This is a genomic window from Comamonas granuli NBRC 101663, from assembly GCF_000739995.1.
Lineage (GTDB): Bacteria > Pseudomonadota > Gammaproteobacteria > Burkholderiales > Burkholderiaceae_C > Simplicispira > Simplicispira granuli.
This window is the reverse complement of sequence record NZ_BBJX01000002.1, coordinates 169,087-183,865: the sequence shown is the minus strand read 5'-3', so window position 1 is coordinate 183,865 and position 14,779 is coordinate 169,087. Positions and strand designations below refer to the sequence as shown.

Genomic DNA, 14,779 nt, shown 5'->3' with positions numbered 1-14,779 from the left:
TGACCGCGCGCTCTATGACCCAGACCCCCGCCCCCCGCAAGCGCCCACCCCAGGCGGCGCCCTTGACCCGCTCGCCCTGGGCCCACAGCATGGACCGCGAGCAGCAGCGCGAGGCCAAGCGCAACGCCGTGCTGCAGGCGGCGGCCGAGCTGTTCAACGAGCGGGGCTTTCACGCGACCTCGCTGGACGACATTGCCGCGCGCCTGCACGTGAGCAAGCCCACGCTGTACTACTACGTGAAGAACAAGGACGAAATCCTGCTGCAGTGCGTGAACCAGGGCCTGGCCATGACGCTGGAAGGCATAGAGGCCTCGCGCGCCGCGGGCGGCAACGCCGTGGACCAGTTGCGCGCCTGCATGCAGGTGTATGCGGGCATCGTCATGCAGCCCTTCGGCATGTGCCTGATCCGCGTGGGCGACGAGGAGGTGCCCGAGCCCAGCCGCAGCGAGCTGCGCCGCATGAAGTCCGAGATCGACCTGGCCTTCCGCCGCCTGGTGGCGCAGGGCGTGCGGGAAGGCTCGCTCGCACCCTGCGACCCGAAGATGACGGCTTTCGTCATCGCCGGCGCCCTGAGCTGGATCGGGCGCTGGTACCAGAGCGGCGGCGAGTACAGCCCGGCGCAGGTGGCCGACCAGTGCGTCACCACGCTGCTGCACGGCGTGCTGGGGCAGGCGGCGACGGCCCCGGCTGCTGCGCCCCAGCCCGCGCGCAAACCGCGCAAACCGCGTGCGCGGGCTGCGGGCGATTGAGGGCGGCGCACCCCGGCTGCCAGGCGCTGCTTATGCAGCCTCTTGCTGAGGTTCGAGTTGTTCCAGGGTCTTGAGCAGCAGCGCTACTTTCGCGGACTCGAAAACACCATCCGGTCCGTGTGCATGTATGTCGGTGAACGGTGATTCATACAGCCTGGCTGCCGGCATGACGCCGTGTTCCGTCAGGTGCTGCACGATTTCCTCGATGAACTGCAACTGGCTGGCGCTGGCCGTCCCCGAGCCAATCAGGCCGGCAAATGCGGCGGTAGCGGCCTCGCGGTCGAGCCCCACCAGCGAACGAATGAAGGTGGGCAGGCTGGTGTGCAGCGCCCGGGCGCGCTCGATATCGCCATCGGTGCCGCCCGCTTCGTGCAGTAGGGCTTCCAGTTCCTGAAGGTCTGTGGCGGTCAGCGGCTGGTTGCGGCGCAGCTTGTGCAGCACGAGCCGGTCTTCGTGGGCGCGCAGGAAGCTTGTTATGCGTGTAGTCCTTTGCGGGGGAGCTACTGTCATACTGCGTTTGGGTTCTGATCGTACAGATCGGCGCAAAGAATTCGCTCTGGCGATTGTGGGGAGATATGAGCTTGCGAGACCAGCATTACCTGCGCAGTTTGGTTCTGGAGTTTGTAGCCATGCCATCTGAAACTGGCTGGCTAGAGTTCAAGGAAAACAAGGCTGAGCCACATGATATCGGCGAGTACATCTCCGCGCTATCCAACAGCGCAGCCTTGGAAGGCAGGGCCCATGCGTACATGTTATGGGGTATTGCCGACGAAGGGCACGCCATTGTGGGAACGAGTTTTGATCCACAGGCCGTTCGGCAAGGCAACGAAGAGCTGGAAAGCTGGCTGTTGCGATTGCTGAGCCCCCGTATCGGTTTTCATTTCCATCGCATCGAGGTGAATGGTTGTTCATTGGTGATGCTGGAGATTGACTCTGCGTTCCGGCACCCGGTGAAGTTTCAAGGAGTGGAGTACATCCGCGTAGGCTCCTACAAGAAGCCGCTCAAAGATTTTCCTGAAAGAGAACGCACGCTATGGCGCATGCTGGATGCAACGCCTTTTGAAATGCTGCCTGCAGCTGAGAAACTCGGCGCCGACGAGGTTTTGAGGCTGCTCGACTACCCGGCATTTTTCGAGCTGCTGGACAAGCCAGTCCCCAATCACCGTGACGGCATGCTCACTGGCTTGCAGGCGCATCGCATGGTGGAACCTATGGGTGGAGGTCACTGGCGCATCTTCAATTTGGGCGCGCTGCTGTTTGCCAAGCGGTTGGCTGACTTTCCGCGCCTGCAGCGCAAGGCGGTGCGTGTGGTGGTTTACGAAGGGACTGGGCGCGTCAAGACGCTGCGCGAGCAGGAAGGTATGCGGGGCTACGCAGCAGGCTTTGAGGGGCTGGTGGGGTTTGTGAACAATCTGCTGCCCATCAATGAGGTGATTGGCCAGGCGCTGCGCAAATCGGTGCGCATGTACCCCGAATTGGCCATACGTGAGTTGGTGGCCAACGCACTAATCCATCAAGACCTGAGCGTGACAGGCAGTGGACCCATGGTGGAAATCTTTGACGACCGAATGGAAATCACCAACCCGGGCAAGCCGCTTATGGAACCCCAGCGCATGCTGGACCACCCGCCCCGCTCGCGCAATGAAAGCCTGGCCTCCATCATGCGATTGGTGGGTATTTGTGAGGAGCGTGGCAGTGGTGTGGACAAGGTGGTGTCCGAGGCTGAGCTGTACCAGCTCCCTGCGCCTGCGTTTGACGTGGTGGGCGAATCCACCCGCGCCACCCTGTTTGCTCCGCGCCCCTTGGCAGGTATGGACCGGGAAGACCGTGTGCGCGCCGTCTATTTGCATGCCTGCCTGCGTTACGTGCAGCGGAAGTACATGACCAACGCCACGCTGCGCCAGCGCTTTGGTATCGACCCCAAAAACAGCGCCATTGCCTCCCGGTTGCTCAAGGACGCGCTGGCGGCAGGCGTCATCCGACTGGAGGACGAAGCCGCGGCACCGAAGTTGCGCCGGTATGTGCCGCATTGGGCCTGATTTGTTTGATGGGTACTTGATGAATAGGCGATTTCGAGAGGTTGTCATAAAATTTTTCTTTTATTGACAACAAGTTGGCAAAAGATGCCTGTTTGATGGGTACTTGATGGAGATGCCGGCTGACCGGCCGGAGCGCTCTGTTCGACTCGCCGGTTGTATTCCCACGCTGAACGTTGGTAAGGCAAGATCTCTGGTGCCCTCGCGAACGAGGAAACCACTGGCTAAGTCATTGAATAGATTGGAAATTTCAAGGATTATCCATGCATCCCGAGGTCGCCGGTGATGTATGGATGTTGCGGTAGAGGAAGAAAACCGCAGGTCTTCCATGGTTACCACCACCCGGAGCTGCCGCGCGCCGGGCGGGTCACTCCGGGGGCCGGGGCGGCGCCAGCAGGCTCACCTGCCCGGGCCGCCCGGGCAGCGCCAGTTGCGCCACCGGCGCCGGGCTGCTGGCCACGCGGCGGCCGCGGCGCCAGACGCCCAGGCGCGTGGCGCGCAGGCGGATGGCCTCTGCCGGGTCGCGCGCGTGCAGCAGCACGAAGTCGGCATGGCAGCCAGGCGCCAGCCCGTAGCCCTGCAGACCCAGCAGGGCGGCGGGGTGGGTGGTGACGGCCTCGAAGCACTGGCGCATGGCCTGTGCGCTGGTCATCTGCGCCAAGTGCAGGCCCATGTGGGCGGCCTCCAGCATGTCGGCGCTGCCGCCGGCGTACCAGGGGTCGAGCACGCAGTCGTGGCCGAAGGCGACGGTCAGGCCTGCGGCCAGGAGCTCGGGCACGCGCGTCATGCCGCGGCGCCTGGGGTAGGTATCGTGCCGGCCCTGCAGCGTCACGTTGATCAGCGGGTTGGCCACCACGCCCAGTTGCGCCTCGGCCATCAGCGCCATGAGTTTGCTGGCGTAATCGTTGTCCATGCTGTGCATGGAGGTGAGGTGCGAGCCCGTCACGCGGCCGTGCAGGCCCAGGCGCTGGGTTTCGCAGGCCAGGGTTTCGACGTGGCGCGATTGCGGGTCGTCGCTCTCGTCGCAGTGCAGGTCCACGCGCTTGCCCTGCTCGGCGGCGAGTGCGCAGAGGATGCGCACGCTCTCGCTGCCTTCGGCGTAGGTGCGCTCGAAATGCGGGATGCCGCCCACCACGTCCACGCCCAGGGCCAGGGCGCGCTGCAGGTTCTCGAGTGCGCCGGGGCGGCGCAGCAGGCCGTCCTGCGGGAAGGCGACGAGCTGCAGGTCCAGGTAGGGCGCCACGCGCTGCTTCACGTCGAGCAGCGCATGCACCGGCAGCAGGCGCGGGTCGCTGGTGTCCACATGGCTGCGGATGGCCAGCAGGCCGCGCGCCACGGCCCAGTCGCAGTAGGCGAGGGCGCGCTCGACGATGGCCTCGTGCGTGAGCGTGGGCTTGAGCTCGCCCCACAGGGCAATGCCTTCGAGCAGGGTGCCGCTGGCGTTCACGCGCGGCTGGCCGTAGGTGAGCGCCGAGTCGAGGTGGAAATGCGCATCGACAAAGGGCGGCGAGAGCAGCAGGCCGCCGGCGTCCACGGTCTCGTGCGCCGGGGCGCGCAGGCCCTCGGTCACTTCGGCGATGCGGCCGTCCTGTACGGCCACGGAGATGTGGCGGCGCCCGTCGGGCAGGGTGGCGTTGGTGATCAGCAGGTCGAGCATGGGGGAGGGCAGGTCAGCCTGCCAGGTCGTCGAGGATGGGGCAGTCGGGCCGGCCGTCGCCATGGCAGCACTGCACCAGCGCCTGCAGCGTGCGCTGCATGGCCTGCATGGCGGCGATGCGCTCGCTCAGGCTGGCGATGTGCTGCTGGGCGATCTGCTTGACCTGGCTGCTGGCGCGCTGTTTGTCCTGCCACAGGCCCAGCAGGGTGGCGATCTCGTCCATGGAAAAGCCCAGATCGCGCGCGCGGCGGATGAAGCGCAGGGTGTGCACGTCGGCCGCGGTGTACTGGCGGTAGCCGCTGCCGGTGCGCGCCACGCCGGTGAGCAGGCCCAGCGACTCGTAGTGCCGCACCATGCGCGCCGACACCCCGGCACGCGCAGCCGCCGTGCCGATGGCCACGGGCCCATCCTGTGCGGTGGCGGCCGGGGCGCGGCTCATGCGGCGACCTGGTAGCCTTCTTCCCGGATGGCGTTGGCGATGGCCTCGCGCGAGGCATCGCTCTCGACCACGACCTTGCCCGTGGGCAGGTCCACCTTGACTTCGGCGCCATCGTCGACGGTGCGCACGGCGTGCACGACGGCGCGCTCGCAGTGGCCACAGGTCATGCCCTGGACTTGGTAGGTGTATTGCATGGTGCTTCTCTCGCGAACGGTCAGTGGATACAGGGCGCAGGATGCGGCTTGACACGGTGGCAAGGTCAAGCCCCTCCATGGTGCTTGACTCTGCCAGGATGTCAAGGTTTAAGCTGCCAGTCCTGTGTGTGATTTCCGGGTGACGGACCATGAACGCTTCTCCCCAAACCCCTGTGGGCCAGCTCGACTTCGGTGTGGGCGGCATGACCTGCGCGAGCTGCGTGGCGCGCGTGGAGCGTGCGCTGCGCAAACTGCCGGGCGTGCAGGACGCGGCGGTCAACCTGGCCACCGAGTCGGTGCACATCACCTTCGACGCGGTGCAGCCCGACATGGAGCTGCTGGCGCGCCGTGCGGTGCGCAACGCGGGCTACGAGCCGCGCTCCCTGGCCGCGCAGGAGGCCGCCGCCGACGCGGCCGGCCCCTGGGCCGGTTTTGCGCCGGTGGCCCTGGGCCTGCTGCTGTCGGCGCCGCTGGTGCTGCCCATGCTGGGCGACCTGTTCGGCCAGCACTGGATGCTGCCCGCCTGGGCGCAGTTCCTGCTGGCCACGCCGGTGCAGTTCATCCTGGGCGCGCGCTTTTACAAGGCGGGCTGGCACGCGGCCAAGGCCCTGACGGGCAATATGGATCTGCTGGTGGCCCTGGGCACGAGCGCGGGCTGGGGCCTGTCGATGTGGCTGTGGCTCACGGCACCGACGGGACATGCGGCGGGCCACGCGCCGCACCTGTATTTCGAGGCTTCGGCCGTGGTCATCACGCTGGTGCTGCTGGGCAAGTGGCTGGAGGCGCGTGCCAAGCGCCAGACGACGGCGGCCATCCGCGCGCTGCACGCCCTGCGCCCCGAGGTGGCGCACTGGCTGGGCCGCGACGGCGAGGTGGACGTGCCCATCGCCGAGGTGATGGCGGGCGACCGCCTGGTGGTGCGCCCGGGCGAGCGCATTCCTGTCGATGGCCGCATCGTGGAGGGCCACACCCAGGTCGATGAGTCCATGCTCACGGGTGAGCCCCTGCCCGTGGCGCGCAGCGCCGATGGGCCGCAGGGCGGGCAGCTCACGGGCGGCTCCATCAATGGCGAGGGCCGCATCGTCATGCAGGTCACGGCCGTGGGGGCCGAGACGGTGCTGGCGCGCATCATCCGCCTGGTGGAGGATGCGCAGGCCGCCAAGGCGCCCATCCAGCGCCTGGTGGACCAGGTGGCCGCGGTGTTCGTGCCCATCGTGCTGGCCATTGCGCTGGCCACGCTGCTGGGCTGGCTGTGGGCCGGCGTGGGGCTGGAGACGGCGCTGATCCGCGCCGTGGCGGTGCTCGTGATCGCCTGCCCCTGTGCCCTGGGCCTGGCCACGCCCGCGGCCATCATGGCGGGCACGGGGGTGGCGGCGCAGCAGGGCATTCTGATCAAGGACGCCGCGGCCCTGGAGACCGCGCACCGCGTGGACACCGTGGCCTTCGACAAGACCGGCACGCTCACCGTGGGCCAGCCGCGGCTGACGGCCTTTGCCGCTGCGCTGGGGCAGGACGAGGCGCAGCTCCTGGCCTGCGCCGCCAGCCTGCAAAGCGGCAGCGAGCACCCGCTGGCGCGCGCCGTGCTGCACGCGGCGCAGGAGCGCGGCCTGGCCATCGCCGCGCCCGCGGGCGTGCGCGCCGTGCCCGGGCGCGGCACCGAGGGGGTGGTGGGCGCGCGCATCGTCCTCGTGGGCAGCCTGCGCTGGATGCAGGAGCTGGGCGTCGATCTGGGCAGCCTGCAAGCGCAGGCCGCGCAGTGGCAGGGCGCGGGCGCCACCGTCTCGGCCCTGGCCGAGCGCGTGGCCGGGGAGCCGGGCGGTGCGGACGCCTATGTCCTGCGCGCCATGCTGGCCTTTGGCGACGAGCCCAAGCCCGGCGCGCGCGCAGCCCTGGCGGCGCTGCGCGCGCGTGGCGTGCGCTGCGTCATGGTGTCGGGCGACAACCGCAGCGCCGCCGAGGCCATGGCGCGCCGCCTGGGCCTGGAGCCCGAGAACGGCGATGTGCTGGCCGAGGTGCTGCCCGGCGACAAGGCCGCCGCCGTGCGCGCGCTGCAACAGCAGGGGGGCGCCGCGGGCCACATCGTCGCCATGGTGGGCGACGGCGTGAACGACGCGCCCGCCCTGGCCGCCGCCGACGTGGGCATGGCCATGGGCAATGGCACCGACGTGGCCATGCACGCCGCGGGCATCACGCTGATGCGCGGCGACCCGCAGCTCGTGGCGGCAGCGCTCGATATCTCGCACCGCACCGTGGCCAAGATCCGGCAAAACCTGTTCTGGGCCTTTGCCTACAACGTGGCAGGCATACCGCTGGCCGCGCTGGGCTATCTGAACCCGGTGGTCGCGGGCGCGGCCATGGCGCTGAGCTCGGTCAGCGTGATGACCAACGCCCTGCTGCTCAAGCGCTGGCGCCCCTGAAATTCAAGAGAAAAACGGCTGCAGGGCTTATCTGACAAGCGCAAGCAGCTATTTATTCAATAGCAAAACTGCGCTGTCCGCCGGGCCGGGCGGACGGCGCGGGCACAATCGGCGCCATGGTGTCTCCACCCGACTCTGCTCCCCCGGGCCGCATGCGCCTGCTGTGGCTGGCGCTCGTGCTGTCGCTGGGGGCGGCGGTGTCGCTGGGCATCACGCGCTTTGCCTACGCGCTCTTGCTGCCGCCCATGCGCGCGGACCTGGGCTGGTCCTACACCCTGGCCGGGGCCATGAACACGTTCAACGCCCTGGGCTACCTGCTCGGCGCTCTGGCCACGCCGCTGCTGCTGCGCCGCCTGGCGCCGGGCGCGCTGCTGCTGGGCGGCGCGGTGCTGGCCACGCTGTTCATGGGGCTGTGCGGGTTCTTTCTCGACGCCGCGCCGCTCCTGCTCCAGCGCCTGCTGGCCGGCGTGGCGAGTGCCTTCATGTTCATCACCGGCGGCCTCATGGCGGCGCGCCTGGGCGGCCTGGACGCGCCGCGCAGCGGCCTGCTGCTGGGCCTGTACTACGGCGGCACGGGCTGGGGCATCAGCCTGTCGGCGCTGCTCGTGCCCGCCGTGCTGCAGGCCGCGCCCGCGCCGCACGGCTGGACCTGGGCCTGGTGGGCGCTGGCCCTGGCCTGCGCCGCCGCCACGGCCCTGCTCGCCTGGCCCGTGCGCGCGCTGCGCCGCCTCGATGCCGCCCCCGCGGCCACGGCGCCCCACCCGGCGGCCGCGGCAGCGGACCGGGCGGTGGCGGCGCGCGTGTTCCGCCTGCGCGACTTCGCGCCCGCGCTGGCGGGCTATGCCATGTTCGGCGTGGGCTACATCGGCTACATGACCTTTGTGGTGGCGCTCCTGCGCGCGCAGGGCGTGAGCGCCGGCGCGGTGACGCTGTTCTATGCGCTGCTGGGGCTGGCGGTGCTGCTGTCCTCGCGCATCTGGGCCGGCCTGCTGGACCGCAGCCGCGGCGGCGAGGCGCTGGCGCGGCTCAACGCCCTGCTGGGCGTGGCCACGGTGCTGCCCGCACTGAGCAGCGCCTGGCCGGTGGCGCTGGCCTCGGGCCTGCTGTTTGGCGGGGTGTTCCTGTCGGTCGTGGCCTCGACCACGGCGCTGGTGCGCCACAACCTGCCGCCCGCCCAGTGGGCGGCGGGCATCAGCGCCTTCACCATCGTGTTCGCGGCCGGGCAGATCGTGGGGCCCACGGTGGTGGGCCTGATTGCCGACGGCCCCGGCGGCCTGGCGCGCGGCCTGGTGTTCTCGGCGGCGGCGCTGTGGCTGGGCGCGCTGCTGGCGCTGCGACAGAAGCCGCTTGCCTGAACGAGGGGCCGGGCGGCGTGTACCCCCGGCAAGAAGGCGCCGAACAATAAGGGCCCGGAATGTCCCGGGCCCTTCGGGCAGGAGGGCACTGTGGGTGCCCGGCCCAATGTGTCAGCGCGAGAGTGTCAGCGCCACGGCAGCGGACTCGCTCTCAGTGGTCAACACCATGCTGATGCCATTGGCCGTGTTCAGCGTTGCCACGCCGTACAGGCGTACGCGCGTACCGCCGCAGTCCTCGGTCATGTTCACATCCACCACGGCCTTGCGCTCGGGTCGCTCGCTCAGTTGGCCGGCGTAGGTGCAGCCAGTGGTGCGGATGCCGGTGAGTGCGCCGCCGGTGGTGATGTTCCAGTTCTGCGCGCCCGGGCCTTGCACGTCGCGCCAGGCACCCGCGAACTCGGGCAGCGTCGCGGCCGTGTCATAGCGCGCCTGGTAGGCCAGGCTGAATGGCTCACCGGCGCCTCCATCGGGGGTGATCGTGCCCGTCAGGCTGCTTTTTTCCACCACCGTGGCCGTGATGCCGCCGTCCGTCACGGTGCTGGTACCGAGCAGGTAGCTCTTGCCCCGGCCCGTGAAATTGGCGGTCTGGCCGTTCAGGCCCGCCTTGAGCACGCGCACCTTGCCGTCCGCCGTGGCCACGGCCCACATCTTGCCGTCCGGCAGGACGATGGCGGAAATCGCGGGGCTCGTACCGGCAGGGCTTTGCCACAGGCCTTGGAGCTGGGATGTGGGCAGCGTGGTGCTGCCGCCGCCGTTGTTGTTGCCGCCGCCGTTGTCGGCACTGTCACTGCCGCCGCCGCCGCAACCCGCAAGGGCCAGGGCCAGAACCGATGCGCTTAGGAGATAAGGTGTTTTCATGGTGCGTTTCTGTCAATGTCGTCGATGGGTGTATGCCAAGGGGCTCAGAACCAGAAGCCGCCTTGTGTCGTCTCCGGGGCGTAGCCCACGATGGTGAGGGGCATTTGGCCGATCTCGCCCTGCAGGGTGATCACGCCGTCGGCCTTGCCATCGCGGTCGAAAGCGCCACCGTCGGTGATCTGGAAGTCCAGGCGCAGCTTGTTGCCTTGCGCGACGACCCGGCCGCCGTAGGCCGCACTGGCCAGATTGACCCAGGTACCTTGGTTATCCTGGACCCAGAAGCCGTTGGCGGGCAGTGAGCTGTCCACGTAGAGGCTGAAGGTTTCTGCCGGATTCCCAGTGAGGGCGATAGTGGAGGCGATGCTGCCCAGTGACGAGGCCATGGAGCTCGGAAGCTGGGCACTGTGATCTCCCTGGGTGAGCGAGGTGATCTGTGCGGTCCCTTCGCTGCCTACGCGCCCCTGATCCGAGTTGGCAACCAGGGTAATGAAGGTTTGCGGTGCATTGCCCGGATTGCTCACGGCCTTGTCGGTCCGGAGGAAGGGCGTGGACGACACGCTGGACTGCGCGCTGTCGGCGATGCCATCGCCGTTGCCATCACCCTTTTGTGCGGGCTTGCCGTCGGTCACCAGGGGTGGGGCCTCGGCTTCGGCGGCAGGCGGAATGCCATCGTTGTCGTCCGCAGGCGGTGTGGTTCCACCGCCTCCGTTGCCACCACCGCCACCGCCGTTGCCACCGCCCTCGCTGAATTCCAGCACAACGTTGAATTGATGGATGGCTGTGATGGGGCTGGCGATGACGCCATCGGTCACGGACAGCTGCATGGTGGCAAGGCCCAGTGCGTCCGGAACGAATTGCATGGCGGCCAGCGCCGCATTGATGTCGTCTGCGCGGCCCGTGATCTGCACGCCGGGAGTCAGCGGGTCGGCATCCACCACGTTGGTGACAGAGCCATTGGTCGTGGCGATCGTCACGGTCAAGACGTCATTGTCGCCATCCAGGACTCTGTAGTCCGGCAGCGCGCTGATGGCACCGTATGGCGCCGCTCCAGGCCCGGCGGGTATGCCCGCAATGCTGGGTATGTCGTTGGTGTTCGAGAAGGTAAATGTCAGGTCGGAATAGGCCTGGTTGCCTGCGCTGTCGGTTGACGTAACGCGCACCACCAGAGGGGATGTCGCATCGGCAGGCGGGTTGCCGCTGAAGGTTTGCGTGACAGGGTCGAACACCAGCCACCCGGGCAGCGGGGTGGTGGGGCCGGCGCCGCCACCTGCAGGCGCTGTGCCTGCAGAGTAGGTCAGGCTGCTGCTGCCGCCGGTGAACGTACCCGCCGGAACGGTGTAGGGCGGGATATTGCCGTCGCCGCTCTTGATGGGTGCGGTCAGCGCTGGGGTGGTGGTGGTCAGCGGTGGGTACTTTCGGAATTCGCCGCTGGTGCCGTCGCTGCTGGTGTTGCCTGCGGAGTCAATCACTCTGGCATCCACGTTGTAGGCCTGCCCCGTGACAAAGGCCCCCAGCGCTCCACTGGACGGAACGGCCGTGTTGGTGTCCACGCTCCATGCCCCCCCCAAGACCGGGACATTGTTGTAGGTGGCACCATTGATGGTCACGGACAGGGTTTCGCCCGCGCCCAGTGTGACGGTACCCGTCAGGACGGGCTTGGTCACGTCGGCGGTCAATTGGTTGACTGTGGGCGTGACGGGTGGAGTGGTATCGAGCGTGAAGCTTCCAACGGCGGATCCGTTGGACAGGATCTGGTAAATGCCGTCACCGGTGGATGCCGGGTTGCTGGTGGGTGCGCCGTTGAAGTGCGCGCCGAAGGGCTGGTTTCCGGGCGCCGCACCGTCCGCGTCCAGCAGCGTCAGCGAGTATTTGCCGCCGACATTGGACAGGCTGTAGTGCGTGCCCTGCGTGAGCGGGGTGCCATCGGGACCTTTGAGCACGATGGTCGCGCCTGCGGCAGCATCGAATTCCAGCACGGGGTTCGGGTGGCGGGTGATCAGATCGTCCGCCCCCGTGTCGGTGGCCGTGGTGATGTTCAGTGGGTCGATCGTGTTGGCGAAAGTCCAGCTGAACGTCGCATCCTGGGTATCAGATGCGTCGTCCGTGACCGTCACCTTGATGCTCAGCGTCTGGTCTGCCGGCGGGTTGCCGGAGAGGATGCCGGTGGCGGGGTCGATGCTCAGCCAGTCGGGCAAAGGGTCGCCATTTGCCAAGGTGGCGGTGAAGGCCATGGTGCCGCCATCGGGGTCCACGAACAGCGGGCCGGAGGTGTGAACACCAGGGCCCGTGGTGTTCTTGCTGGGGATGCCGGAAGAAGGGATTGTTTCGGGGTGGTAGACCTTGTCCACCACAGTGATGGATGCCGTTGCGCCGTTGGCAGAGAAGCCGGTTCCGCCACCCCGGTTGGCAGTCTCTACGTTGGCATTGGCAGCGCCAGCGGTACCCGACCCGGTGACACCGTCCCACAGGTAGTACTTGAAGGTGCCCACGTCGCCCACATCGCCATCCGACACATAGCGGATCTTGTCGTTTGGACCGAGCAGCAGTGCGCCGGTTTCCGAAACGGCAGGTATGTCGGTCCATGTCGTGCCACCGTTGGTGGAGTACTGGAACTTGCCCCCCGCCGCGTCGGTGATGTCGTAGATGGCCACGCCCTTGCCGTAGCTTTCGATCGGGGTGTCGCGGGTGTCGCTGTCTTCATCGGTGCCACCGGCAAGATCGTATAGCGCGGTGGCCGTGACGCCTGCATTGGCACGGGCCGGTGTGCTGCCATTGTCGTGCTCGCCCACCGTACCGGCATTGACGATTGTGGCGGTTGCCACGGGAGCGTCGTTGGCAGACGTTGCATAGGCGTAAAGCGCCGTGGCATCCTTGGCAACCGAGGAGCGGACGTTGTCGTCAGCCGTGGTGTCGTAGGTAACGCGCGTGGAGCCGTCGCCCGTGGTGAAAGCCGGGGCTACCGTACCATTCTGGGCGTAGGCCTTGTCGTCCACAGCATGCACCCGCAGTACGCCTGCGCCCGGGCCGCCGGCATAAGCGGCTTCGGGAACAAATTTCAGCCAGGCATCCTTGTCGAGGGCCAAACCGGCGGTGCTGCTTGCCGCCCCCACATCGCGCCAATCACCATCAGTGCCGTTAGTGCTGTTGGTGCTGTAGACCCACTTGCCTTCGGCCGGACTGGTCGGATTGGACACGATCACGATGCCGGCCAAAGAGTCGGTATTGGTACTTCCAACAGCGGTGTTGTCCGGATCGGAAAACAGGGAATTGAACCAGTCTGCCACCTGGCGCGGGACGGTGACCACATCATTTTCAGAGCCGCCGCCTGGGGTGAATGCCGGGCCTGTGAAAATGGGGGAATTGTTGTCTTGCGTGATCAGCAAGGTCTTGCTGGCCGTGGCCGGTGCACCATCGGAATCCTGTGCGCTGACGGTCAGCGTGCGGGACTCCACCGTATCCGGGGCATCGTTCAAGAACTGCACCTGCAGCGCGATCTTGGAGAGTACGCTGTCATCCACCGTGGTCGCGGGAATCAGGCGGATGTTGTCCACATACAGGTGCGATCCAACTGCTAAGCCACCAGTGCCGTCGTAGGTGCCGCCGATGAACTCGAACTTGTAGCTGCCTGCTTCCAGGCCTGTCTTGGTGACCGTCTTGAATCCGCCTGTGTCTGCACCGCGTTCGGCGAACAATACGACGTTGGCCTTGGTTGCATCGGCCCCAGTGTCCGCCAGGCTGCTGGAGACGTAACTGCCGTCGGGATTCACCTTGCGCAGCAAACCAAACACCTGGTAATCGTCTTGGCTCCCAACGGCCTTGAAATCTAGCTTGATCGAATCGCCCGCTTCCACGTAGAACGGATTTGCGCTGACCGCATAGGGCCCCTGGATGGAACCGTAGCCGTTGGCTTGGAATGAGCCCCATGGATCGGAATCACCCTGCACGATGTAGCCATTGCTGGATAGATACAAGGCCTGAGACCCACCGGTACCTACACCCGCTTGCACGGAGCCGGTCATGGTGATGGCGCCACTAGGTATCTGATCTTTCACCGTGCCTGTGCCACCGGTGTAGATGCTGTTGCCATCTGTATTGTTGGCCAGGGGGATGGTGTAGCCGCGGAAGTTGATTTCCGTGCCGTTGTCGCCGTACCGCTGGTTGTAAAGCACAAAGCCGGGGACGCTGTTGCCAGCGGGACCTTGTTCGAACGAACCATTGACCAGCGGGGTCGAGAACAGAATCTTGAGCGCCTTCCCGTCTTGGCCGTTTTCCGTCGCGTCAATTGAGCCAATGCGTTGTTTGGTCGAGCCCGTGCCCAGATAGACGTCAGTGCCATCGACAGAAACGGCACCAGCGGCGTCGGGGTTGGCGTCGCTGGTCAGCGTAAAGCGATCGCCACTGCTGGGGTTGGAGACATTGAAGCGGACAAAGCCACCGGTGTAGCTCACGCCGCCGCTGAATGCCACATCCGCATCGATGGCGATGGGGGTTGTGCTGCCTTCGGTGAAGGTGATGGTGTCACCGAAGTTGGCAATGACGGGAGCCGCCAGCACATCCGCATAGTCCGCCACCTGCAGTGTGGCCACGTCCACCGTGCCGCTGGCCGCTTCCAGCACCCAGTTGCCGCCCAGGGCGCTGGCGCCCGTGGTGTCGGTGGAGGCGGCGATGTCGGCGCCCGTGGCCTGGGCCAGGCGGCCGATCAGCTCGGCGCCCGCCGTGCCCTGGGCCACGTCGCAGCCGTACAGCAGGATGTCGCCGTCGTCCGACAGGGCCGCGCCGATGCGCGCCAGCGCGTCCGCAAATTCCGGGAGGTTGCTGGCGTTCAGGCGCGTGGCGCCCAGGTGCAGGCTGCCGGCACTGCCATGCCCGAACAGATGGATGGCGCTCAAACCGGTCTGATCGGCCAGCAGGGTGATGATCTGGGCCAGTACATCTCCCGATGCGTCCAGCACATGGACCTGGACATGGCTGGGCAGGCCTGCGGCCAGGCCGTCCGGATTCTGGATGTCATTCAGTACGAAAGCGATCTCGCGGGATTCTTTTGCCGTGGCAAAGTGGGGCAGAGCCATGAAAT

At 67.0% G+C, this 14,779-nt stretch carries 10 protein-coding genes; 4 read left to right on the top strand and 6 right to left on the bottom strand.

Annotation, left to right across the window (positions count from 1 at the left end):
* Nucleotides 1-14 precede the first annotated feature (14 nt).
* Complete coding sequence (locus CGR01S_RS02570; RefSeq protein WP_042422074.1) at nt 15-749, top strand: TetR/AcrR family transcriptional regulator; 735 nt, start codon at nt 15-17, stop codon at nt 747-749.
* A 30-nt stretch (nt 750-779) separates the two neighbouring features.
* Here CGR01S_RS02570 and CGR01S_RS02565 read toward each other — a convergent pair whose 3' ends face one another.
* Nucleotides 780-1,259 carry a type I restriction-modification enzyme R subunit C-terminal domain-containing protein gene (locus CGR01S_RS02565; protein ID WP_281174249.1) on the bottom strand — a complete coding sequence of 160 codons (480 nt, stop codon included), beginning with the start codon at nt 1,257-1,259 and terminating at the stop codon, nt 780-782.
* 119 nt (nt 1,260-1,378) lie between these two features.
* Between CGR01S_RS02565 and CGR01S_RS02560 the strand changes: the two genes are divergently transcribed.
* A complete protein-coding gene (locus CGR01S_RS02560) occupies nt 1,379-2,788 on the top strand; it encodes an ATP-binding protein (RefSeq protein ID WP_245616742.1) in 1,410 nt (469 codons plus the stop codon).
* 364 nt (nt 2,789-3,152) lie between these two features.
* Here the strand turns inward: CGR01S_RS02560 and CGR01S_RS02555 are convergent, their stop codons facing one another.
* Genes CGR01S_RS02555 through CGR01S_RS02545 form a run of 3 tightly spaced genes read right to left on the bottom strand, consistent with a single transcriptional unit; the run spans nt 3,153 to nt 5,075 of the window.
* A complete protein-coding gene (locus CGR01S_RS02555; RefSeq protein WP_042422069.1) occupies nt 3,153-4,442 on the bottom strand; it encodes an amidohydrolase family protein in 1,290 nt (429 codons plus the stop codon).
* Nucleotides 4,443-4,455: 13 nt separating this feature from the next.
* A complete protein-coding gene (gene cueR / locus CGR01S_RS02550; RefSeq protein WP_042422067.1) occupies nt 4,456-4,881 on the bottom strand; it encodes a Cu(I)-responsive transcriptional regulator in 426 nt (141 codons plus the stop codon).
* Nucleotides 4,878-5,075: a heavy-metal-associated domain-containing protein gene (locus CGR01S_RS02545; RefSeq protein ID WP_042422064.1), complete on the bottom strand. Its 198-nt coding sequence runs from the start codon at nt 5,073-5,075 to the stop codon at nt 4,878-4,880. The genes cueR and CGR01S_RS02545 overlap by 4 nt, the downstream gene beginning before the upstream one ends.
* A gap of 149 nt (nt 5,076-5,224) precedes the next feature.
* Here CGR01S_RS02545 and CGR01S_RS02540 point away from each other — a divergent pair, with 149 nt between their 5' ends.
* Entirely contained in the window at nt 5,225-7,492 is a 2,268-nt protein-coding gene (locus CGR01S_RS02540; RefSeq protein ID WP_042422062.1) for a heavy metal translocating P-type ATPase, read from the top strand.
* A 116-nt stretch (nt 7,493-7,608) separates the two neighbouring features.
* Entirely contained in the window at nt 7,609-8,847 is a 1,239-nt protein-coding gene (locus CGR01S_RS02535; protein WP_042422061.1) for a YbfB/YjiJ family MFS transporter, read from the top strand.
* Between the two features lie 111 nt (nt 8,848-8,958).
* Here CGR01S_RS02535 and CGR01S_RS02530 read toward each other — a convergent pair whose 3' ends face one another.
* Nucleotides 8,959-9,705, bottom strand: a complete 747-nt coding sequence (locus CGR01S_RS02530) for a hypothetical protein (RefSeq protein ID WP_042422060.1) — start codon at nt 9,703-9,705, stop codon at nt 8,959-8,961.
* A 44-nt stretch (nt 9,706-9,749) separates the two neighbouring features.
* The gene (locus CGR01S_RS02525) at nt 9,750-14,774 is read right to left on the bottom strand and encodes a DUF4347 domain-containing protein (protein WP_042422059.1); all 5,025 of its coding nucleotides are present in this window, start codon (nt 14,772-14,774) and stop codon (nt 9,750-9,752) included.
* Nucleotides 14,775-14,779 lie beyond the last annotated feature (5 nt).